A 19882-nucleotide genomic window follows, 5' to 3' on the forward strand; every position below is an offset into this window, starting at 1 on the left:
GCTTCTATCCAACGACGCGACCCGCGCCACGAATGTCCGCGACGAACCACTTGTCGCCCTGCTTCTCGACGGTCAGGCGATAGGCCTGCTCCAGCCGCCCGCCGACCGCCGCTGGGTCGGTGGCGTCGGGAGTGGCAGGGACCTCGCCGTTCGGCACGGACCACACCACCACCGCCTGGATCTCTCGGGTGGCACCCCCCACAGGCACCACGACTTGCTTGAGCTCGGCGAAGGTGAAGGTGCCGCCGAAGCTCGGCAGGCTCTTGCCCGCGGCCACGTAGCGCTGGAGCCCCGGGGCGCCGGAGGCGTAGTCAGTGAAGAAGCCCTCAAGTTGCGGTTTGAGCTCGGCCGTGGCCGCCTCGTCGATCTCCGGCGGGGCGAGCTGCGGAACTTCGGCGGGAGCCGGGGCGGGCAGCACCGCCGGCCGGCCGACGACCGCGAACCGCCTGCCGCCGTCGTCGCCCGAGTAGTAGATCGGGACGGACAGCATCAGCCTGCGCGGGCCGGTCTGGAAGGCCACGCTGACCACGGCGTTGTTCGCGTCGGACGCCTCGATGTCGTAGGGCTGGATCGCGACCGCGGCCATCTGGCCGTAGCCGTCCCACCCCATTTGCGAGTCCATGCCCTCGGCCAGGAACGCCGCCAGCTTACGTGACCTGCTCGCCGCGTCGTCCGGGTTGAAATTCAGATAGACCCCCGCGAACTGGGCCGCGAAAGCCATGCCCCGTTCGGCGGGGAATCCATGGTTGACCTGCACCTGCTCAGTTGGTGCCGCGGTCTCTTGCTGGGTAAATCGCTCAAATGGGGCACGAACCCCATTCACCACGATAACTAGAATAAGCGCCCAAAGAATGACGCGGCCGGTCCACACCAGCCAGCGTCCGCCGCCGCCCGACCACCCGCCACGACGCGGCCGGCGGGGTGGCGGCGCGTCGAAGTCAGCCGTGTCCGGGCGCGCGGAAAGCTCGGGGCCGCCAGCGATCCGAGGATCGTGCTGGACGGTAGACCTACGAGCCATCACGCCTCCGCTCGCGCCGATCCCCCCGGCTGGCGCGGTGTCGTCCGTTGCCGATCCCCATCATCCGCGGTGAAGTAGTCACACTATCCGGTCTCCGCCATTCTTCCAGAAAGCCACGCCCATGCTCAGGCATGACAGGCCCGACGGCAAACCGGGCACGTATGACACGCCGTAGCGCCGATTCCTGTGAGTTCCCGGTGGAAACACCATTTGACCTGGACAGACGCCTAAAATCGCATAGCCGGGCGGCCATGGTTCCCTGTCCAAACCAGGCATGGACGCTCAGCTACCTGCGCAATTGGTATGGCTCGCGAGCGTAAGAGCGCAAGATCACCGGCCCCGCCTCGCCCTCAGGCGGGCTCCGGATCCTGTGAGGAGCGCGGCTGCCTCCTGCTGTGCAGGTCCACCACGGTCGGCTGCACCGACCGCTCCAGGGAGCCGCGCAGCTCCGTCAGCATCTCGGCCGCGTCCCGTTCACGCATGAGGCTCACCATCTCGTTGCGCTCGTCGACCTTCCTGCGCAGGTACGCCTCACGGTTGACGCGCAGACCGTACATGAGCTCGACCCTGATGAGGGCCAGTTCCTCCTCGAGACTGATGCCGGCCAGCGTGGGTGCCTGGCGTCGTCTCCGGATGATGCGACGGATCATGGGGCCTCCCGAGTCAGCGTGAACGCCGTGACGATTCGACGCGCAGGAGCCCAAAGTGGTTGTCGCATCAGTTGTCCCGGCATCAATCGTCCTACGACTCCCGGGAACCACGAGTGACGAGCCTGCGCCGCCGTCCACCGCCAGTAACGTAGCGTATCGATGGACGACTCTCAGTGATTGGACCGCCGGGAATGCCACTGCCGACCACGATCATGACCACCGCCACAGCGGCCCTGCTCACCGTGGGCGCGCTGACCGCGTACGCACCCACGGCGTACGCCGCGCCCGCCTGGGTCACCGACGGCGAGTGCACCGACGACGGCGGCGAGATCGTCCCCGTGGGCCGCGGCAAGGCGATCTGCCGCGGCGGCGTGTGGGATCAGGAGCAGATCCACTTCAGCTGACGCCCGCCCGCCGCTCAGACGTTGAAGCGGAACTCCACCACGTCGCCGTCGCGCATGACGTAGTCCTTGCCCTCGATGCGGGCCTTGCCCGCCGAACGGGCGTTGGCGATGGAGCCCGCCTCGACCAGGTCGCCGAAGGAGACCACCTCGGCCTTGATGAAACCGCGCTGGAAGTCGGTGTGGATCACCCCGGCCGCCTCGGGCGCGGTGGCGCCCTTGCGGATCGTCCAGGCCCTGGTCTCCTTCGGCCCGGCCGTGAGGTAGGTCTGCAGGCCGAGCGTCTCGAAGCCGACCCTGGCGAGCTGGCGCAGCCCCGACTCCTCCTGGCCCACCGACTGCAGCAGCTCCAGCGCCTCCTCCTCGTCGAGCTCGACCAGCTCCGACTCGATCTTGGCGTCGAGGAACACGGCCTCGGCCGGGGCGACCAGCGTGGAGAGCTGCTCCCTGAGCGCCGAGTCGGTCAGCTCGTCGGCGTCGAGGTTGAACACGTACAGGAACGGCTTGGCCGTCAGCAGGTGCAGCTCGCGCAGCTCTTCGCTGTCGAGGCCGCTCTCGAAGATGGTCTTGCCGGTCTCCAGCACCCGCAGGGCGCCCTCCGCGGCCTCCAGCGCGACCTTCTTGTCCTTGTTGTTGCGCGCCTCCTTCTGCAGGCGCGGGACGGCCTTCTCGACCGTCTGCAGGTCGGCCATGATCAACTCGGTGTTGATGGTCTCGATGTCCCGTTTGGGGGAGATCTCGCCGTCCACGTGGGTGACGTCCGGGTCGGAGAAGACGCGGATGACCTGGCAGATCGCGTCGGTGTCGCGGATGTTGGCGAGGAACTGGTTGCCCCTTCCCTGCCCCTCCGAAGCCCCCTTGACCAGGCCCGCGATGTCCACGAACTCGACCTTGGCGGGCAGGACGCGGGCCGAGCCGAAGATCTCGGCCAGCACGGGCAGGCGGTCGTCGGGCACACCCACGATGCCCACGTTGGGCTCGATGGTGGCGAACGGGTAGTTCGCGGCGAGTGCGTTGCCGGACTTGGTCAGCGCGTTGAAGAGCGTGGACTTACCGACGTTGGGCAGGCCGACGATGCCGATGGAGAGACTCACGAAGCCAGAGTTTACTTGCTCGGCGCGTCCGGACCGGTCCTGGGACGTGAGCCCCCAGGTGCGCTCCGGGCGGAACAGAAGCGGAACGCCCATGCGTGTCGGAAAGATACGCGCCAGGAAGCTCCTGCAATCATCGATCAAGTGGATGTCGTCTCGCTGCTCATAGGTCTCGCCGTCGGGTTGGTCGTCGGATTCCTCCTGGCCAGGACACGGACGGCGGTGCGGGTGGCCGAGGCGGACGCGCGGGCCAGATCGGCCACCGAGAAGCTGGCCTACGTCGAGGGGCAGCTGGCCGAGCGTTTCCAGGCCCTGTCCACCCGCGCCCTCGACGCGAACAACGTGCGCTTCCTGGAGCTGGCCGAGACCAGGTTCGCGGCCGGCCGCGCCGAGGCGGCGGGCGATCTCGACCAGCGCAAGCAGGCCGTCGAGCACCTCGTCGAGCCGCTCAAGGACGCCCTGGCCCGGGTGGAGTCCCAGCTCCGCGACACCGAGTCCGGCCAGCGCGCGGCGCGGGCGGAGCTGGCCAAGCAGATGGAGTTCGTACGCCAGAGCCACGAGCAGCTGCGTTCCCAGACCACGGCCCTGGTCAGGGCCCTGCAACGGCCCGAGGCCCGCGGCCGGTGGGGCGAGCTGCAGCTGCGCAGGGTCGCCGAGATCGCCGGGATGCAGCACTACTGCGACTTCGAGGAGCAGGTCACCGAGGGCTCCATGCGCCCCGACATGGTCGTCCGGCTGGCCGGGGGCAAGAACATCGTGGTCGACTCCAAGGTGTCGCTGGCGGCCTACCTGGAGGCCGCGGAGGCGGCGGACGAGTCGCTGGCCACCGTACGGCTCGACGCGCACGCCAGGCACGTACGCGAGCACATCGACCGGCTGGCGGCCAAGTCCTACTGGCAGGGGTTCAATCCGTCGCCGGAGTTCGTGGTGCTGTTCATCCCCGGTGAGGCGTTCCTGGCACCGGCGCTCGAACGCGATCCCGGGATGCTGGAATACGCCATGACGCGCCGGGTGCACATCGCCACGCCGACGACGCTGATCACGATGTTGCGCACCGCGCACTACGCCTGGCAGCAGGCCGCGCTGAGCGAGAACGCGCGGGCGGTGTTCGAGCTGGGCAAGGAGCTGTACGAACGGCTGTCGTCCCTGGGCCGGAACGTCGAGTCGCTGGGCAGGGCCCTGACGCGGGCGGTGGAGGCGTACAACAAGTCGGTCGGCTCGCTCGAAAGCCGCGTCCTGGTCACCGCGCGCAAGCTGCACGATCTGGGCGTCGTGGACGGCGAGCTGGAGTCCCCCGAGATGCTCGACGGCCTGCCCAGGCCCCTGGCCTCCCCCGAGCTGCTGGAAACCTCTTCTGGCGCAACGTCACCTCTCGTCTCCCACGCGAACGGTAAGTTGGCCAACGGGTCGCAATAAATTGGGGGGTGGGTCAGTGGGTGAGAAGGGCAGGCGTCCCGCAGTCAGGCTGACCGCTCGCGGCGCCATCGCACTCGCCCTGGTCGCCACCTTGGCCGGATATGTGCTGACGGCCCTGCTCGACGTCGAATACGTGGTCGGGGCCGCGTTCGTGCTGGCGAGCCTGCTGGGGGTCGTCCTGGTCAACCGCCGCGAGCTGCTGTCGCTGGTGGTGACGCCGCCGCTGGTGTTCTTCTGCGCCACGCTGTTCGTGGAGCTGGGGCGGGCGTTCGGGTCGGTGTCGATCGTGCAGTCGCTGGCGCTCGGGCTCTACACGTCGCTGACGCGGGGCGCGCCGTGGTTGTTCGCGGGCTCGGCGCTCGTGCTGGGCGTCGCCTGGCGGCGCGGGCTCCGCGACAACGTACGGGAGCTGCGGGAGGAGCTGAAGGCGGGCGCGGCGGAGGTGCCACGCCCGCGCCAGCCTTTCGTGCCCGAGCCCGAGGGCTATTTCGAGCCCAAGGTCTATGGCACCCCGCGCGGGGACGACTGAGCGGGCCCTGCCGCTACGACGCCCGCAGGTCCTTGCGCAACTCGTGGGGCAGGGCGAAGCGCATGCTCTCCTGCACCGGCTCCACCTCGGTCACGTCGTCGAACCCATGCTTCGCCAGGTGCGCCAGCACCTCCCGGACCAGCTCCTCCGGCACCGAGGCCCCGCTGGTCACGCCGACCGTGGTGACCCCGTCGAGCCAGCCGTCCTGGATGAACGAGGCGTCGTCGACCAGATAGGACGCCTGCGCGCCGTAGTCCTTGGCCACCTCCACCAGCCGCTTGGAGTTGGAGGAGTTTTCCGAGCCGACCACGATGACCAGCTCCGACTCCGCGGCGATCTCCTTGACCGCCACCTGCCGGTTTTGCGTGGCGTAGCAGATGTCGTCGCTCGGCGGGTCGATCAGCGCGGGGAAACGCTCCTTGAGCCGGGCGACGGTCTCGGTGGTCTCGTCGACCGACAGCGTGGTCTGGGACAGCCACACCAGCTTGTCGGGGTCTTTCACCTGGATATTGCCGACCGCGTCGAGGCCGTCGACGAGCTGGATGTGGTCGGGGGCCTCGCCCGAGGTGCCCTCGACCTCCTCGTGACCCTCGTGCCCGATCAGCAGAATGTCGTAGTCCTGCGCGGCGAACCTCTTCGCCTCGTTGTGCACCTTGGTGACCAGGGGGCAGGTGGCGTCGATCGTCCGCAGGCCGCGCTGCTTGGCCTCGCCGTGGACCGCGGGCGAGACGCCGTGGGCGGAGAAGACGACGATCTCTCCCTCCGGCACCTCCTCGGTCTCCTCGACGAAGATGGCGCCCCTGGCCTCCAGCGTCTTGACGACGTGGGTGTTGTGGACGATCTGCTTGCGTACGTAGATCGGGGCACCATACTGCTCCAGAGCCTTCTCGACCGCTACCACGGCTCGATCGACTCCGGCGCAATATCCCCGTGGCTTGGCTACGAGGACTCGGCGGGAAGTGGGGGTCTGGGGCTCCATACTTCTTATGCTACGTGGAGCGGCCATGCGGCCCGCGCGTGCGTGGTTGCCCGCGGTTTGCCAGACTGGCCGTCCAATACTGACCTCCCAGGGAGACGTTCATGTCCTTCAGCGACGTGATACGCAACATCACTAGAACCGTTACCAACAAGGACGAGCTCAAGGAGAAGGCCAAGGACCTGCCGCTTCTTGTCGTTCAGACCACGCTCAGTGCCGCCGGGCAGGCGTTGCTGCTGGTGGACCGGGTGAAAAACTCGATCAAGGGCCTGGGCGGGAAGGAGCGCCAGGAGGAGTACGACTCCCGGCCCTCCGCCGCCGACCAGGTCGCGACGGCCCCGCCCGAGGCGAAGGCCGACGAGAAGGGGGAGGAGGACAAGCCCGCGCGCAGGGAGCCGGTCATCTTCGCCCCGCGGCCCGGCTCGGCCGAGCCGAACGGGGTCGCCAAGACCAAGCCGGACCCGGTCATCTTCGCTCCGGCGAGCAAGACCGAGAACGCGCCCGAGTCCGCCCCCAAGGCCGACACCACCACCGCCACGGTCACCGACCCGAAGCCCACGGTGACGGAAGAGGCCGAACCGAAGTCCGCGCCCAAGGCCGAACCCAAGGCCGAGCCAGCGCCCGTCGCCGAGGCGCCCACCACCGAAGCGCCCGCAGCCGAAGCGCCGGAGACCAAGGCCGCCAAGGTCACCGCGCCGGCGGCCGAGGCCGCGCCCGTCGCCGAGCCGAAGGCCGACGTGACGGAACAGGCGGAGCCCAAGGCCGCCGTGACCGAGCAGGCCGAGCCGGTGACCGCGCCCGCGCCCGTCGCCGAAGCGCCCGCCGCCGAAGCCAAGCCCGCCACGACCGCCAAAGCCACCAAGCCCGCCAAACCCGCCAAGGCCACCAAGCCCGTGGCCGCTCAGGCGCCCGCCGCTGAGGTGTCCGCTGCCGGGGAGTTGGCTGAGCCGTTGCCCGGGTTCTCCGGGCTGACCGTCGCCTCCCTGCGGGCCAGGATGCGGGGCAAGACCGCCGAGCAGATCGGTGACTACCTCGCCTACGAGCAGGCGACGACGGCGCGTCCCGAGGTCATCCGGATGTTCGAGAACCGCCTGGCCAAGCTGCAGGCCGGAGAATAGTCCGGCCCACCGCGTAGTCTTCCGCCATGACCTCGAAGACCTCGCCCGAGTCACCCCTGCCGATCCGTACGGTCCTGCAGATGGTGGGCGGCTGGATCGGCAGACTCGGCACGGTCTGGGTCGAGGGTCAGATCACCGACCTGAGCGCCCGTGGCGGCACGGTGTTCCTGACCCTGCGTGACCCGGTGGCCAACGTGTCCGCCCGGGTCACCGCCCCGCGCGGCGTCTACGAGGCGAGCGTGCCCCGCCCGACCGACGGCGCCAGGGTGGTGCTGCACGTCAAGCCCGATTTCTGGGTCAACAAGGGCTCGTTCGCGTTCACGGCGCTGGAGATCCGCCCGGTCGGTGTGGGCGAGCTGATGGCCCGGCTGGAGCGGCTGCGGCAGTTGCTGGCGGCCGAGGGGCTGTTCAACTCCGACAGGAAGCGGCGGCTGCCGTTCCTGCCCGCCACGATCGGCCTCATCTGCGGCCGCGACTCCGCCGCCGAGCGCGACGTGCTGGAAAACTCCAGGCGGCGCTGGCCCGCCGTGCGCTTCAAGGTGGAGGAGGTGGCCGTCCAGGGGCCCTACGCGGTCGGCGAGGTGACCGAGGCGCTGCGCAAGCTGGACGCCGACTCCGACGTCGACGTGATCGTCGTGGCCCGCGGTGGCGGCTCTCTGGAGGACCTCCTGCCGTTCTCCGACGAGACGCTCGTACGCGCGGTGGCCGGCTGCCGCACCCCCGTGGTGAGCGCGATCGGCCACGAGCAGGACAGCCCGCTGCTCGACCTGGTGGCCGACGTACGCGCGTCCACTCCCACCGACGCGGCCAAGAAGGTCGTCCCCGACGTGGGTGAGCAGCTCACGCTGGTGCGCCAGCTGCGCGACCGGGGACGCAGGGTGCTGAACGGCTGGCTCGATCGCGAGATGTCCTGGCTGACGTCGGTGCGCTCGCGTCCCTCGCTGGCCGACCCGGTGCGCGAGCTGGAGCGCAGGGCCGAGCAGGCCGAGGCGCTGCGCGACCGGGCAAGGCGCTCGCTGTCCGGCTCGCTCGACCGCGCCACCGACGACCTCGGCCACCTGCGGGCCCGCCTGGTCGCCCTGTCCCCCGCGGCGACGCTGGAGCGCGGCTACGCGATCGTCCAGCACCCGTCGGGCGAGGTGGTCCGGCTGGCCAAGGACGTCGCCCCCGGCGCGCCCCTGACCATCCGCCTCAGCGACGACCGCCTGTCGGTACGCGTCGAGCAACCCGGCCTGGACGGGGAGGCATGACCTGACCCGCGAACGGGCCGAAGCGGGGTGGTGGTCAGAACGGGGCGTCGTTGGAGTGGCCCGCGCCGGGCTCGGAGCGGCGGGCCATGGCGGCGGCCAGCTTGACCCTGGCGCCCTGCAGCCACTCCTCGCACACGGCCGCCAGCTTCTCCCCGCGCTCCCACAGCTCGATCGACTGCTCCAGGGTCAGCCCGCCGGTCTCCAGGCGGCGCACCACCTCGGTCAACTCCTCGCGGGCCTGCTCGTATGAGGGCGCCTTCTCGTCTGCCACGGTAACCACCCTAGACGTGCCGGCCGACATCCGCGGATCAGCCACGGGGCCGCTGCTGGAGCACTCCCGCCAGCTGGGCCAGCTCCGGCCAGTCGGCCGTACCGGTGATCACCAGGGTCACCTCGGGCGACATCCGCACGAGCGAGCGCTGGTTCTTGTCCTCGCGGTAGCGGCGCTCCCACGTCGCCCCGCCGACCTGCTGCGTGCCGATGGTCTTGTCGGTGTTGGCCATGCGGCTGGCGAATCCGGCGGCCGGCTGCTCGTTGCTCTGCGCGAACATCGCGTGCTGCCGCTCGGCCGTGGCGTAGCCGATGGTGAGGACCTGCGCGCCGTTCTCACCCTTGGCGATCTTGTTGCTGTTGGAGATCCAGTTGGCCGGGTCGCGCTGCGGGGCCCACACGCCGTACGGCACCGAGTGGCCGAAGTTGGCGACGGTGATCGAGTAGTCGAGCCGCGGGATGTGCTCCTCCCGGCTCTGCGGCGCGATCAGCAGAAACAGGCCTGCCCCCGCCAGGCAGACGAACAGCGCCACCGCGTAGCCGTAGAACCCCTGTGTGAACCGTCGCACACTTGGCGAGATTACCCGTTGCCGGGGGCGGTCGCCGACGTGGCCGGGCGGATCTGCCCGATGATGGCCAGGACGTCCTCGGCCAGGACCCGGTCGCCCGAGCTCACCACCTCGGACACGGCCGCGGCCAGCGCCCCGGTGATCACCACGGCGAGCGCCGTCTCGTCCTCGAACAGCGCCGCGTTGCGCTGCGCCCACGTACGCAGCCGGTCGCGCATGACCACGTCGAAGCCGGGCGGCCCGTCGCCGCTCAGGAACAGCGCGGCCAGCTCGCGATCCTCCAGGCACCCGTCCAGATAGGCGCGGGCGGCGCTGACGAACACCCGCATCGGGTCGGTCTCACCGGCGGCGCGGGCCGCGCGGGCGGCGTGCTTGGTCCGCTGGGTCAGCGTGGCCTGGAAATCCTCGAACAACGTCAGGTAGAGGTCGGCCTTGCCGGAGAAGTGGTGGTAGAGGCTGCCCACACTGGCCTCGGCCCGTGCCACCACGTCGGTCACGCCCGCCTCGGCGAAACCCTTGGAGACGAACACCGCCCTGGCGGCGGCGAGCAGCGAGCTGCGCGTGGCAGCGCCGCGCTCGGACGTGCGCGGCTGCGGAACCGCGTTCTCCACATCGCTCATTCGGGATCTCCTCCACGGCGGGGCGCCATGCTCCATGGTGAAGGCAAGATCCTTGGCACGCACCCGGTATGACGCAAATCCGTTCGCCGTTGTGCATGGCGACCATGTCGAAGTTTACCGATGTCATCCTCGACCGGCCCGCGTCCCGCCGAACCGGTCACAACGGGCCGGAGCGCGGCAGATTAACCCCCTCCGGCCGGGAAAAGAGAGCCCTCTACGATCGAGGTAGACGTCCCACGAGGAGGCCACTCATCATGTCCGATCAGACATCGGTCCCGGCGGAGCTCGCCACGGGCGAGCACGCTCCCGATCGCAACCTGGCGATGGAGCTCGTCCGCGTCACGGAGGCGGCCGCGATGGCAGCGGCCCGGTGGGTCGGCCGAGGTGACAAGAACGGCGCGGACGGGGCCGCGGTCAACGCCATGCGCCAGTTGATCAACACGGTTTCGATGAACGGTGTGGTGGTCATCGGTGAGGGCGAGAAGGACCACGCCCCGATGTTGTACAACGGCGAGCGCGTCGGCGACGGCAGCGGCCCTGACTGTGACGTGGCCGTGGACCCCATCGACGGCACCAGGCTGACGGCGCTGGGCATGCCCGACGCGGTGTCGGTGATCGCGGTGAGCGAGCGGGGCTCGATGTACGACCCGTCGGCCGTGTTCTACATGGAGAAGCTGGTCACCGGCCCCGAGGCGGCCGACGTGGTGGACATCGAGGCGCCGGTGGCCGCCAACATCAACGCGGTGGCCAGGGCCAAGCACTGCTCGGCGTCCGACGTGACGGTGGTCGTGCTGGACAGGCCCCGGCACGAGCGGCTGGTGAAGGAGATCAGGGAGACCGGGGCGCGTATCAAGTTCATCACCGACGGCGACGTGGCCGGCGCGATCATGGCGGCCCGCGCGGGCACCGGCATCGACCTGATGCTGGGCATCGGCGGCACGCCGGAAGGCATCGTGGCCGCGTGCGCGCTCAAGTGTCTGGGCGGGGTGATCCAGGGCAAGCTCTGGCCGCGCGACGACGCGGAGCGGAGCAGGGCCCTGGCCGCCGGGCACGACCTCGGCCAGGTGCTCACCACCAACGACCTCGTCCGCTCCGACGACGTGTTCTTCGCGGCCACCGGGATCACGCACGGCGAGCTCATGCGGGGTGTGCGGTTCAGGGCGGGGTCGGCGGCGGTGACCCAGTCCCTGGTGATGCGCGGGCGCTCGGGCACGATCCGCAGGATCGAGAGCGAGCACCAGCTCTGGAAGCTGCGGGCGTACAGCGCGATCAACTTCGACACCGCGGGCTGATCGAAGACGCTACTGGAAGACCGCCGCGGGGCCGCCGGAGTCAGCGGCGGCGCTTGCGGCGGGGCGGTTCCTTGACCTTGACCTCGCCCGCGAAGTTGGTGGTGTGGACCTCGACCACGGGCGCGCCCGGCTCCGTCGGCTGCTTGGTCAGGCGGACCGTCTTGTCCTTGGCGACCCGGACCACCTCCAGCCCCTCGGGCACGTGGATCTCCAGGCCCCCGAAGACGAGCGTGGCGTTGATGATGATCCGCCGGTTCTGCAGGATCGCGTCGCGGAGGTCGAGCGTGGTCGTGCCGAACATGGCCGTCACCCCGAGCTCGGCCGGCACGACCCAGCGCCCGCCGCGCTGCTCCTTCTTGAAGATGGCCGACACGGGACGGCCGTCGAGGTTGAGCGGCTGCTCGTCGGCGGGCAGCAGGTCGGCGGTGAGCTCGGCCAGCTCGCCCAGCGTGCGCGCGGCGTAGAGCACGCCGAGCCGCTCCTCCAGCTCGTCGAGGGTGAGCCGGCCGTCGGCGTGGGCGTCCTGCAGCACCTGCGCGATGCGCTCACGGTCGGCGTCGGAGGCGCGTAGCTCGTGGGTCTGCGGCACGTCGCCGCTCACCGGAGGACGGCGCGCCGACACGATCTCCTCTGCCAGGCGCTCCCCGACTTCCTGCAGCTTCGGCAACCACGATCCAGCGCGTTCGTTCACACATCCGACGATAACCGGCGCGGGCCGGATTCGCTCGTCCCGAACGAACCCGCATCAGCTGATTCGCGGCAGAAGTCCGGGGACCTCCTCCTCCAGCTCCACGTTCACTTCGGCGTGGCGGTCGAGCCATCCGCCATCATGGAACCTCGGGCCTCCCTCCGCCGTTGATCTACGAAAGGGAGGTTGTGCGTGCATCGACCGGCGCGATGGGGCCTCGGCGCGGCAGGCGCGGGCATAGCGGTGATCCTCGGCCTGGATCTGACGAGCCTCGGCGAGATGGACCCGTTCAGGCGGACCATCAGCGAGCACGGCCTGGGCCAGGACGGCTGGATCTTCGGACTCGGGGTGGCCCTGCTGGCGGCGGGCTCGCTGGCCATCGCGGTCTCGCTGGCCCGCCAACGGCTGGCCGGGGTCGTCGGTACGGTCGCGCTCCTGGGCTGGAGCGCCGGGTTGCTCGTGACGGCCTGGTTCGAGAAGCACGACTGGGCGGTCGGGCCGAGCGTGAGCGGCAACATCCACCGGGTGGGCAGCTTCGTGGCCTTCCTCAGCCTGCCGCTGGCGGTGGTGGTCATCGCCGGGCCGTGGCGCGGGCGCGGGCGCGGGCGTTCGCGGGCCGGGCTGGTGGCGTTCGGGTTCGGGATCTGCTCGGTGTTGTGGGTGGTGGGCATCGGCACGGCGATGCTCGTCGGGGCGAGCAACGGGTTGTCCTGGTGGCGGGTCATGCCGCTGGGACTGGTGGAGCGCGGGCTGGCCATCACCGAGGTGGCCGCGCTGCTGGCGCTGGGCGTGTGGGCGGCCGCCGGGCGGCTGGGCGGCGGCGAGCGGGCCGGGCCGGGTGCGGAGCCGAGCGCGGACGGGACGCGGAGTGCGCCTGCCGTGGAGGGGCGCGCCTCGTCGTGAGGCTGGCGCGGGGGCTTGGCAGCCGTTAACCTGACCCAGCCTCATGTTTGATGTCCCCCGGTCAAGGAGGCCACCGTGCCGTCCTTACGCGATCGCCAGGCCCGGCGCGCCACGTACGTCGTCTACGGCGTACAGGGGCTGTCGTTCGCCTCGCTGCTCATCCAGGTCGCCAACCTCCAGGCCAAACATGGGCTCGACGAGGGCGCGCTGACGGTCCTGCTGCTGATCGTGCCCGTGTTCGCGGGGGTCGGCAGCGTGGCGGCGGGCGCGTTCGCGAACCGGTTCGGCAGTAGGGTGCTGCTCCGGGTGGCGCAGCCGGTGCTGGCCGTGGCCGTGGTGCTCGCCGGGCTGGCGCCGAACGTGCCGCTGCTCGTGCCGGTGCTGCTGCTGTTCGGGCTGACGGTGGGCGCGGTGGACGCCGGCATGAACATGCAGGGCGTGGCGGTCGAACGCAGGTACGGCGTCGAGGTCCTGAACGGCTTCCACAGCGTGTGGAGCGTGTTCGGCATGGCCGGCGCGCTGTGGGCGGCGGTCGCCGCCGACCTCCCGCTGCCGATCGTCATGGCGCTCCCGATGGTCCTGGCGGTGGCGGCCTCCCTCCACGCCGGCCCGAACCTGTGCACCGCCGAGGAGGAGAAGGCGCCCGACCCCGCGGTGGCCCCCACCGGCCGCTTCCCGTGGCGGCCGATCATCCCGCTCTGCCTGGCCATGGCCTTCCTGTACGTCGGCGACGCCGCCGTGTCCAACTTCAACACCGTGTTCATGAAGGACGTACTGGAGGCAGGACCACGGGTGATCCCGCTGGCGTACGTGGCCTACCAGGCGACCACGCTGGCCGTCAGGCTCGGCGGCGACCTGCTGGTCAGACGGTACGGCCCCGCCGCCATCGTGCGGATCGGCGGCCTGATCGCCACCGCCGGATTCCTCGGCGTCGTGCTGGCCCCGAGCCAGCCGCTGGGCATCGTCGCGTTCGGGCTGACCGGGATGGGGCTGGCGGTGGTCGCGCCGCAGTCGTTCTCGGCGGCCGGCAGGCTCGACCCGGCCGGGACCGGGGTGGCCATCGCCCGGGTGAACCTCTTCAACTACGTCGGCTTCATCGTCGGCGCGGCCCTGGTGGGCGGCATCGCGAGCGCCACGGACATGCGGGTGGGGTTCGCCGCGCCGCTGGTGCTGGCCGCCGCGATCATCGCGCTGGCGCCGGGCTTCCAGCCCAGGCAGGCCACCCCCGCCTGAACAGCGCGGTCACGGGCTGGGGGCCGCCTTCATCGCCGCACCTCCGCGACCTCGACGGTACGGCGTTCGCTCAGCGACAGGTCGGCGGCCTCGGCCACGTACAGGGCCTCCAACGCCTCCTCGATCGAGCACAGGCCGTCCCCGGACGTCTCCCCGGCGACGGCACAACTCCTCAGGAAGCCGTCGATCTCGTCGCGGTAGGCGGTCTCGAAGCGGGTGACGAAGTCCGGCCAGGGCCGCTCCCGGCTCGGCGGGCCCTCGGTCGTGTGCAGGGGGGCGCGCGGGCCGAGGCCCACGGCCTGGGTGCGCCGGGTGCCGGCCAGCTCCATGCGCACGTCGTAACCGCCGCCGTTGTAGCGGGAGCCCTGCAGGGTGGCCAGCGTGCCGTCGTCCAGCGTGAGCAGCGCGGCGCTGGTGTCCACGTCGCCCGCGGCGGCGAAGAACGCGGCGCCGCGGTTGGCGCCGGCCGCGTGGACCGACGTGACCTCGCGGCCGGTCACCCAGCGCAGGATGTCGAAGTCGTGAATGTGGCAGTCGCGGAAGATGCCGCCCGAGGTCGCGATGTACTCGGCGGGCGGCGGCGCGGGGTCGGCGGTGACCAGGTGGACGCGGTGCAGCTCACCCAGCTCCCCGTCGCGCACCGCGCGTGCCGCCGCCACGTATCCCGGGTCGAACCTGCGCTGGAACCCGATCCGCACCCGGTTGCCCGCGCTCGCTTCCAGCACCTTGACGGTCTCGGCCACCGTGCCCGCGACCGGCTTCTCGCAGAAGACCGGGATGCCACTTTCGCAGGCCCTGATGATGAGCTCGGCGTGGGTGCCCGTCGGGGTGGCGATGACCACGGCGTCCGACTCGAACGGGTCGCCCGGTCTGCCGTACGGCGACGTACGCACGGGGTCGGCCACGACGAGCTCGTCCACCAGCGGATGCGCGGCCAGGGTGGCGGCGTGGAAGGCCCCGATCCGGCCCAGGCCCAGCAGTCCCACACGCATGGCGTCTCCCGTCTGGATGAAGCGGTCATCCCCTGCGTCTCTTTTTAAGCGACCCTTTCTCCCTCAGTCAACACTTTGTCCAGACATTCTGACCTTCAAGCCTTTGACCGCCTCGGCTGCCTTGTGCACCGGCAACCGGGCGAACCCGACCACCACCGCCGCCGCACCCGGCGACTCGCGCATCGGCGTCACCGGCTCGGCCTGCAGGCCGACCTCCAGCGCCGTCCTGGCCGTCTCGTGCGCGTCCCAGTCGTCCGGCAACTCCAGGTAGACGTGCAGGCCCGCGTCGATGCCCCTGATCTGGATCTTGGGCAGCTCCTCGGCCAGCGCGCCGACCAGGGCGTCCCGGCGCCGCCGGTATTCCCTGCGCATCCGGCGCAGGTGCTTGTCATAGCCGCCCGTACGCAGGAAGTGGGCCAGCGCGTACTGCTCGATGACCGGCGAACCCAGATCCAGCTCGCCCCGCGCCCGGCGGATCGCCTCGGCCAGCTCGGCGGGCGCCGCCACCCAGCCCAGGCGCAGGCCGGGGGCCAGTGCCTTGCTGACGCTGCCGGAGAGGACCACCCGATCGGGGGCCAGCCCCTGAAGACAGCCGACGGGGTCGCGGTCGAAGCGGAACTCGGCGTCGTAGTCGTCCTCCAGGATCACCCGGTTGCCCGCGTGCGCCCACTCCATCAGGGCCGCCCGCCGCGCCGGGGAGAGCACCACGCCTGTCGGGTACTGGTGCGCGGGCGTGACCAGCACGGCGTCGCCCGCCAGCCGCCGCACGTCCAGGCCCTGCTCGTCCACGGGCACCGGGACGAGATGCGCGCCCGCCCGCCGCAGCAGCGGGATCTGGCGCTGGCTCGTCGGGTCCTCCACCGCCAGCCGCAGCGGGCGCTGCTGGGCGAGGACGTGCAGGACCAGGCTGAGCCCCTGCGCCACGCCGCCCACGATGACGAGGTTCTGTGGGCGCACGTCCGCCGCCCTGACCCGCCTGAGGTAGCTCGCCAGCTCTTCTCGCAGCTCAGGCACGCCGCCGGGGTCCCCGTAGTCGAGGGCGTCGGAGGGTACGGTGGTCAAAACGTGCCTCACGGCCGCGAGCCAGCGTTCACGGGGGAAGTGGCTGAGGTCGGGGGAGGTTGGACGATGACCGTAGTAGGGCGCGCGCCCGGGGGTGCCCGCCGGCCTGCGCACCGGCCTGGGCCCCAGCGGCGCGCGCGACGATGTGCGCTGGGTGGAGTTCGCACGGGTGGCGGTCTTCGGGGTGACCTGGGTGCCGACACCCACCCTGGAGACCAGGAAACCCTCGGCGACGAGCTGCTCGTACGCCTCCACCACCACGCCCCTGGACACCTGGAGATCGGTGGCGAGGTCGCGGGTGGCGGGCAGGCGGGTGCCAGGGGTGAGCCGCCCGCCCCGGATGGAGTCGCGCAACTCGGAGGCGATCTGCCCGGCAATCCCCCCCTTATCGCGATTTATCTGGATATGGAGGTCGGCCATATTGGTCCTGTCGTCGGGCGGGACATTGGACTGTTTGTACGAACCATTGTCTCCCTAGCATCCTTCGCATGAAAAACGGAATCGTGGGCGCCGCCTCGGCCATGTTCCTCGTCGGGACCCTGGCCGGAGTCTCGGGACTGGTGGACGGCTATCCCCTCTACGGCGGTCAAGCGGTGCGGTATCTCGTGGCAGCGGTCGTTCTGCTCCTCATAACGCGAGCGCTCGGCCTGCGGTTCGTGCGCATGACGGCGCGCGAGACGCTCTGCCTCGGCGGGCTCACCCTGCTCGGCCTGGTGCTCTTCAATGTCTGCGTGATCGAGTCCACCCGCGACTCCGGCCCCACGCTGGTCGGTACGGTCCTCGGCACCGTGCCACTGGCCCTGGCGCTGGCCGGCGGGCGGCCCCGGCCCCGGCTGCTCGTCGCGGCCGGCGTGGTGGTGGCCGGGGCGACGCTGGCCACGGGACTCGGCAGCGGCACCGCCACCGGCCTGCTGTGGGCGCTCGGGGCGCTGGTGGGCGAGGTGGCCTTCTCCCTGCTGGCGATCCCGCTGCTGCCCAAGCTGGGGGCGATCCGGGTGTCGGCCTATTCGACGACGCTGGCCGTACCGATGCTGGCCCTGATCGGGCTGGCCGACGCGGGCACGGGCATGCTCCGCGTGCCCACGACCGCGGAAGCGCTCGGCTTCGCCTACATGGCGCTCGTGATCACGGTCGGCGCGTTCTTCCTCTGGTACACCTCGCTGCCCAAGCTGGGTCCCGGCCGGGCCGGGCTGTTCGCGGGGCTGATCCCGGTGGGGGCGATCGTCACGGGGACGGTGCTCGGGGTCGCCATGCCGACCACGTACGACCTGGTGGGCGCGGGGCTGGTGATCATGGGGATCCTGCTGGGCCTCACCGCCGAACGGTCCGGGGCGCGGGCGGCCGTCTCGCCGTCCGAGGCGTGACCTTCCGAGGCGTAATCTTGGACAACGTGACCCCCTCCGCGCCCCGAAACGAGCGGCGTCCCAGGCCCGCTTCCGCCCCCCGACGGGTGCCCGGCGATCACTTGCCCCGCATGGCCGGTCAATAGTATCGGTCAGCACTGACCGAAATCCGAAAGGAGGAAGCGCGGGCACCAGGCTCGGACACGAAGTCCGGAGACCTCCGCGCGGACTTGATGGGCGAGTTCGACTACACCGACCTGCTTCCGCTTGGCGCCGATGAGACGGAATATCGGCTGATCACATCGGAGGGGGTGCGGAAGGTCGAAGCGGCCGGGCGTACGTTCCTCGAAGTCGAGCCGGAGGCGTTGCGGCTGCTGACCGAGACGGCGATCCACGACATCTCCCACTTCCTGCGGGCCTCCCACCTCGCCCAGCTCAGGAAGATCGTGGACGACCCCGAGTCCAGCGGCAACGATCGGTTCGTCGCGCTCGACCTGCTGAAGAACGCCTCCATCTCGGCCGGCGGTGTGCTGCCGATGTGCCAGGACACCGGCACGGCGATCGTCATGGGCAAGCGCGGCCGCCACGTGCTGACCGACGGCAACGACGCCGAGCACGTCTCGCGCGGCGTGTACGACGCCTACACCCGCCTCAACCTGCGTTACTCCCAGATGGCCCCGCTCACCATGTGGGAGGAGAAGAACACCGGCGACAACCTGCCGGCCCAGGTCGAGATCTACGCCGAGGACCCGCACGGCCACCCCGACGAGTACAAACTGCTGTTCATGGCCAAGGGCGGCGGCTCGGCCAACAAGTCGTTCCTGTACCAGGAGACCAAGGCCGTGCTCAACGAGAAGCGCATGATGGCCTTCCTGGAGGAGAAGATCCGCTCGCTGGGCACGGCGGCGTGCCCGCCGTACCACCTGGCCGTGGTCGTGGGCGGCACCTCTGCCGAATACGCCCTCAAGACCGCCAAATATGCCAGCGCCCGCTATCTCGACTCGATCCCGACTGAGGGCTCGGCGTCCGGGCACGGGTTCAGGGACCTGGAGATGGAGGCCAAGGTCTTCGAGCTGACGCAGAAGCTGGGCATCGGGGCGCAGTTCGGCGGCAAATACTTCTGTCACGACGTACGCGTGATCCGCCTGCCCCGGCACGGGGCCTCCTGCCCGGTCGCCATCGCCGTCTCCTGCTCGGCCGACCGGCAGGCGCTGGCCAAGATCACGCCGGAGGGCGTGTTCCTGGAGAAGCTGGAGACCGACCCGGCCCGTTTCCTGCCGGAGACCACGGACGAGCACCTCTCCGACGACGTCATCCAGATAGACCTCAACCGCCCGATGCCGGAAATCCTCGCCGAGCTGACGAAATATCCCGTTAAAACCCGCCTCTCCCTCACGGGCCCGCTCGTCGTCGCCCGCGACATCGCCCACGCCAAGATCTCCGAGCTGCTGGACAACGGCGGCGAGATGCCCCAATACCTCAAGGACCACGCCGTCTACTACGCGGGCCCGGCCAAGACCCCCGAGGGTTACGCCTCGGGCTCGTTCGGCCCGACGACCGCCGGGCGGATGGACTCGTACGTGGACCGGTTCCAGGCGGCCGGCGGCTCGATGGTGATGCTGGCCAAGGGCAACCGCTCGAAGCAGGTCACCGAGTCGTGCGCGAAGCACGGCGGCTTCTACCTGGGCTCGATCGGCGGCCCGGCGGCCCGGCTGGCGCAGGACTGCATCAAGAAGGTGGAGGTGCTCGAATACCCGGAGCTGGGGATGGAGGCGGTGTGGAAGATCGAGGTGGTCGACTTCCCGGCGTTCATCGTCGTGGACGACAAGGGTGACGACTTCTTCACCGACCGCACCGGCCCAGTCCTGACCATCGGCCGCCGCTGACCCCACCCCCACCCCCGGGGCCACCACGGCCGCCAACCCTGCCCACCGCCGCCCTTCCCGCCACGAGCCCTCAACCCCCGTCGGTTCACCGACACGGACGGCCGGGTCGACCGTGACTGACACGGTCGGCCGGGTCGGCCCTAGCACCGCCTAATGGCAGGCCGACCCGCCAACTCCCCACCCACGCCCAGGCCCCCGCACTCCGCAGGACCTGGGCGCCGAAGGCGTAACGCGGTATCGCCGTGAGCGCAGCCACCGATGGCGCGGCGGTGATGGTCCGGGGACACGGCCGCCGCTGTGAAGCAGCACAGCGGCCGTGCGGGGCCGTGCGGGGCCGTGCGGGGCCGTGCGGGAGGGCCGGTGTGGACGGCGTGTCGCCAGAGGGCCGCCCTAGGGACGGACACGCGGGAGACGGCGAGACACGCCGTCTCCGGGGACGACCCCGGGGCAGGCCGCAGACGGCCCGGGCGCAGGCCACGGGCTTGCGCGAGGCGAACCGGTCAACGGCTGTGCCGTGCAAAACGTGCCCCGGGGCCGCAAACCGCTCATGCGGGCGAATCGGGAGGGCAGCTCAT

At 70.5% G+C, this 19882-nt stretch carries 20 protein-coding genes; 10 read left to right on the forward strand and 10 right to left on the reverse strand.

Going from position 1 to position 19882, the window contains the following annotated elements; translation table 11 throughout:
* Positions 1-4: 4 nt before the first annotated feature.
* Together BLS95_RS17295 and BLS95_RS17300 are read right to left on the reverse strand one after the other, a co-directional pair.
* Positions 5-757: a conjugal transfer protein gene (locus BLS95_RS17295; protein WP_245765106.1), complete on the reverse strand. Its 753-nt coding sequence runs from the start codon at positions 755-757 to the stop codon at positions 5-7.
* Positions 758-1368: 611 nt separating this feature from the next.
* Positions 1369-1668, reverse strand: coding sequence for a hypothetical protein (locus BLS95_RS17300; RefSeq protein ID WP_090932362.1), 300 nt, complete (start codon positions 1666-1668; stop codon positions 1369-1371).
* Positions 1669-1859: 191 nt separating this feature from the next.
* Here BLS95_RS17300 and BLS95_RS17305 point away from each other — a divergent pair, with 191 nt between their 5' ends.
* Entirely contained in the window at positions 1860-2072 is a 213-nt protein-coding gene (locus BLS95_RS17305) for a hypothetical protein (protein WP_090932364.1), read from the forward strand.
* Positions 2073-2086: 14 nt separating this feature from the next.
* Here BLS95_RS17305 and ychF read toward each other — a convergent pair whose 3' ends face one another.
* Positions 2087-3163 carry a redox-regulated ATPase YchF gene (ychF, locus tag BLS95_RS17310; protein WP_090932758.1) on the reverse strand — a complete coding sequence of 359 codons (1077 nt, stop codon included), beginning with the start codon at positions 3161-3163 and terminating at the stop codon, positions 2087-2089.
* A gap of 141 nt (positions 3164-3304) precedes the next feature.
* On the opposite strand from ychF, the gene BLS95_RS17315 reads away from it, so the two are divergent.
* The gene (locus BLS95_RS17315; RefSeq protein ID WP_090932366.1) at positions 3305-4576 is read left to right on the forward strand and encodes a DNA recombination protein RmuC; all 1272 of its coding nucleotides are present in this window, start codon (positions 3305-3307) and stop codon (positions 4574-4576) included.
* 16 nt (positions 4577-4592) lie between these two features.
* Positions 4593-5105 (forward strand): DUF6542 domain-containing protein, encoded by a 513-nt coding sequence (locus tag BLS95_RS17320; protein WP_090932370.1) that lies wholly within the window; start codon positions 4593-4595, stop codon positions 5103-5105.
* Positions 5106-5118: 13 nt separating this feature from the next.
* Here the strand turns inward: BLS95_RS17320 and BLS95_RS17325 are convergent, their stop codons facing one another.
* Positions 5119-6084, reverse strand: coding sequence for a 4-hydroxy-3-methylbut-2-enyl diphosphate reductase (locus BLS95_RS17325; protein WP_090932371.1), 966 nt, complete (start codon positions 6082-6084; stop codon positions 5119-5121).
* Positions 6085-6185: 101 nt separating this feature from the next.
* Between BLS95_RS17325 and BLS95_RS17330 the strand changes: the two genes are divergently transcribed.
* Together BLS95_RS17330 and xseA are read left to right on the forward strand one after the other, a co-directional pair.
* On the forward strand, positions 6186-7199 hold the full coding sequence (locus tag BLS95_RS17330; protein ID WP_090932373.1) for a hypothetical protein: 1014 nt from the start codon (positions 6186-6188) through the stop codon (positions 7197-7199).
* Between the two features lie 26 nt (positions 7200-7225).
* Positions 7226-8449, forward strand: a complete 1224-nt coding sequence (xseA, locus tag BLS95_RS17335) for an exodeoxyribonuclease VII large subunit (RefSeq protein ID WP_090932375.1) — start codon at positions 7226-7228, stop codon at positions 8447-8449.
* Positions 8450-8483: 34 nt separating this feature from the next.
* Here the strand turns inward: xseA and BLS95_RS17340 are convergent, their stop codons facing one another.
* The 3 genes from BLS95_RS17340 to BLS95_RS17350 are packed head-to-tail and all read right to left on the reverse strand — an operon-like array spanning position 8484 to position 9908.
* Entirely contained in the window at positions 8484-8720 is a 237-nt protein-coding gene (locus BLS95_RS17340; protein ID WP_090932377.1) for an exodeoxyribonuclease VII small subunit, read from the reverse strand.
* A gap of 37 nt (positions 8721-8757) precedes the next feature.
* Entirely contained in the window at positions 8758-9288 is a 531-nt protein-coding gene (locus BLS95_RS17345; RefSeq protein WP_090932379.1) for a DUF4245 domain-containing protein, read from the reverse strand.
* 11 nt (positions 9289-9299) lie between these two features.
* Positions 9300-9908, reverse strand: a complete 609-nt coding sequence (locus BLS95_RS17350) for a TetR/AcrR family transcriptional regulator (RefSeq protein ID WP_090932381.1) — start codon at positions 9906-9908, stop codon at positions 9300-9302.
* A 254-nt stretch (positions 9909-10162) separates the two neighbouring features.
* Here BLS95_RS17350 and glpX point away from each other — a divergent pair, with 254 nt between their 5' ends.
* A complete protein-coding gene (gene glpX / locus BLS95_RS17355; protein WP_090932383.1) occupies positions 10163-11200 on the forward strand; it encodes a class II fructose-bisphosphatase in 1038 nt (345 codons plus the stop codon).
* A gap of 40 nt (positions 11201-11240) precedes the next feature.
* Here the strand turns inward: glpX and BLS95_RS17360 are convergent, their stop codons facing one another.
* A complete protein-coding gene (locus tag BLS95_RS17360) occupies positions 11241-11891 on the reverse strand; it encodes a DUF1707 SHOCT-like domain-containing protein (protein WP_143043752.1) in 651 nt (216 codons plus the stop codon).
* Between the two features lie 189 nt (positions 11892-12080).
* On the opposite strand from BLS95_RS17360, the gene BLS95_RS17365 reads away from it, so the two are divergent.
* Both BLS95_RS17365 and BLS95_RS17370 read left to right on the forward strand, forming a co-directional pair.
* Positions 12081-12791 (forward strand): DUF998 domain-containing protein, encoded by a 711-nt coding sequence (locus tag BLS95_RS17365; protein WP_176993237.1) that lies wholly within the window; start codon positions 12081-12083, stop codon positions 12789-12791.
* Between the two features lie 75 nt (positions 12792-12866).
* Positions 12867-14024, forward strand: coding sequence for an MFS transporter (locus BLS95_RS17370; protein WP_090932389.1), 1158 nt, complete (start codon positions 12867-12869; stop codon positions 14022-14024).
* A gap of 29 nt (positions 14025-14053) precedes the next feature.
* On the opposite strand, the gene BLS95_RS17375 is transcribed toward BLS95_RS17370, so the two are convergent.
* Complete coding sequence (locus BLS95_RS17375; RefSeq protein WP_090932391.1) at positions 14054-15016, reverse strand: Gfo/Idh/MocA family protein; 963 nt, start codon at positions 15014-15016, stop codon at positions 14054-14056.
* 63 nt (positions 15017-15079) lie between these two features.
* A complete protein-coding gene (gene pdxR / locus BLS95_RS17380) occupies positions 15080-16498 on the reverse strand; it encodes a MocR-like pyridoxine biosynthesis transcription factor PdxR (protein ID WP_090932392.1) in 1419 nt (472 codons plus the stop codon).
* A 68-nt stretch (positions 16499-16566) separates the two neighbouring features.
* On the opposite strand from pdxR, the gene BLS95_RS17385 reads away from it, so the two are divergent.
* Together BLS95_RS17385 and BLS95_RS17390 are read left to right on the forward strand one after the other, a co-directional pair.
* Positions 16567-17442: a DMT family transporter gene (locus tag BLS95_RS17385; protein WP_090932395.1), complete on the forward strand. Its 876-nt coding sequence runs from the start codon at positions 16567-16569 to the stop codon at positions 17440-17442.
* A gap of 212 nt (positions 17443-17654) precedes the next feature.
* A complete protein-coding gene (locus BLS95_RS17390; RefSeq protein WP_090932397.1) occupies positions 17655-19307 on the forward strand; it encodes a fumarate hydratase in 1653 nt (550 codons plus the stop codon).
* The last annotated feature ends 575 nt before the right edge of the window (positions 19308-19882 follow it).

Origin of the sequence: Nonomuraea jiangxiensis (assembly GCF_900099965.1) — a bacterium.
Lineage (GTDB): Bacteria > Actinomycetota > Actinomycetes > Streptosporangiales > Streptosporangiaceae > Nonomuraea > Nonomuraea jiangxiensis.

Coding starts and splice junctions, on each gene's coding strand:
- pdxR (WP_090932392.1), bottom strand. CDS start 16,498: ATGGCCGACCTCCATATCCAGATAAATCGCGATAAGGGGGGGATTGCC.
- glpX (WP_090932383.1), top strand. CDS start 10,163: ATGTCCGATCAGACATCGGTCCCGGCGGAGCTCGCCACGGGCGAGCAC.
- BLS95_RS17390 (WP_090932397.1), top strand. CDS start 17,655: ATGGGCGAGTTCGACTACACCGACCTGCTTCCGCTTGGCGCCGATGAG.
- BLS95_RS17300 (WP_090932362.1), bottom strand. CDS start 1,668: ATGATCCGTCGCATCATCCGGAGACGACGCCAGGCACCCACGCTGGCC.
- BLS95_RS17330 (WP_090932373.1), top strand. CDS start 6,186: ATGTCCTTCAGCGACGTGATACGCAACATCACTAGAACCGTTACCAAC.
- BLS95_RS17325 (WP_090932371.1), bottom strand. CDS start 6,084: ATGGAGCCCCAGACCCCCACTTCCCGCCGAGTCCTCGTAGCCAAGCCA.
- BLS95_RS17305 (WP_090932364.1), top strand. CDS start 1,860: ATGCCACTGCCGACCACGATCATGACCACCGCCACAGCGGCCCTGCTC.
- BLS95_RS17350 (WP_090932381.1), bottom strand. CDS start 9,908: ATGAGCGATGTGGAGAACGCGGTTCCGCAGCCGCGCACGTCCGAGCGC.
- xseA (WP_090932375.1), top strand. CDS start 7,226: ATGACCTCGAAGACCTCGCCCGAGTCACCCCTGCCGATCCGTACGGTC.
- BLS95_RS17385 (WP_090932395.1), top strand. CDS start 16,567: ATGAAAAACGGAATCGTGGGCGCCGCCTCGGCCATGTTCCTCGTCGGG.
- BLS95_RS17375 (WP_090932391.1), bottom strand. CDS start 15,016: ATGCGTGTGGGACTGCTGGGCCTGGGCCGGATCGGGGCCTTCCACGCC.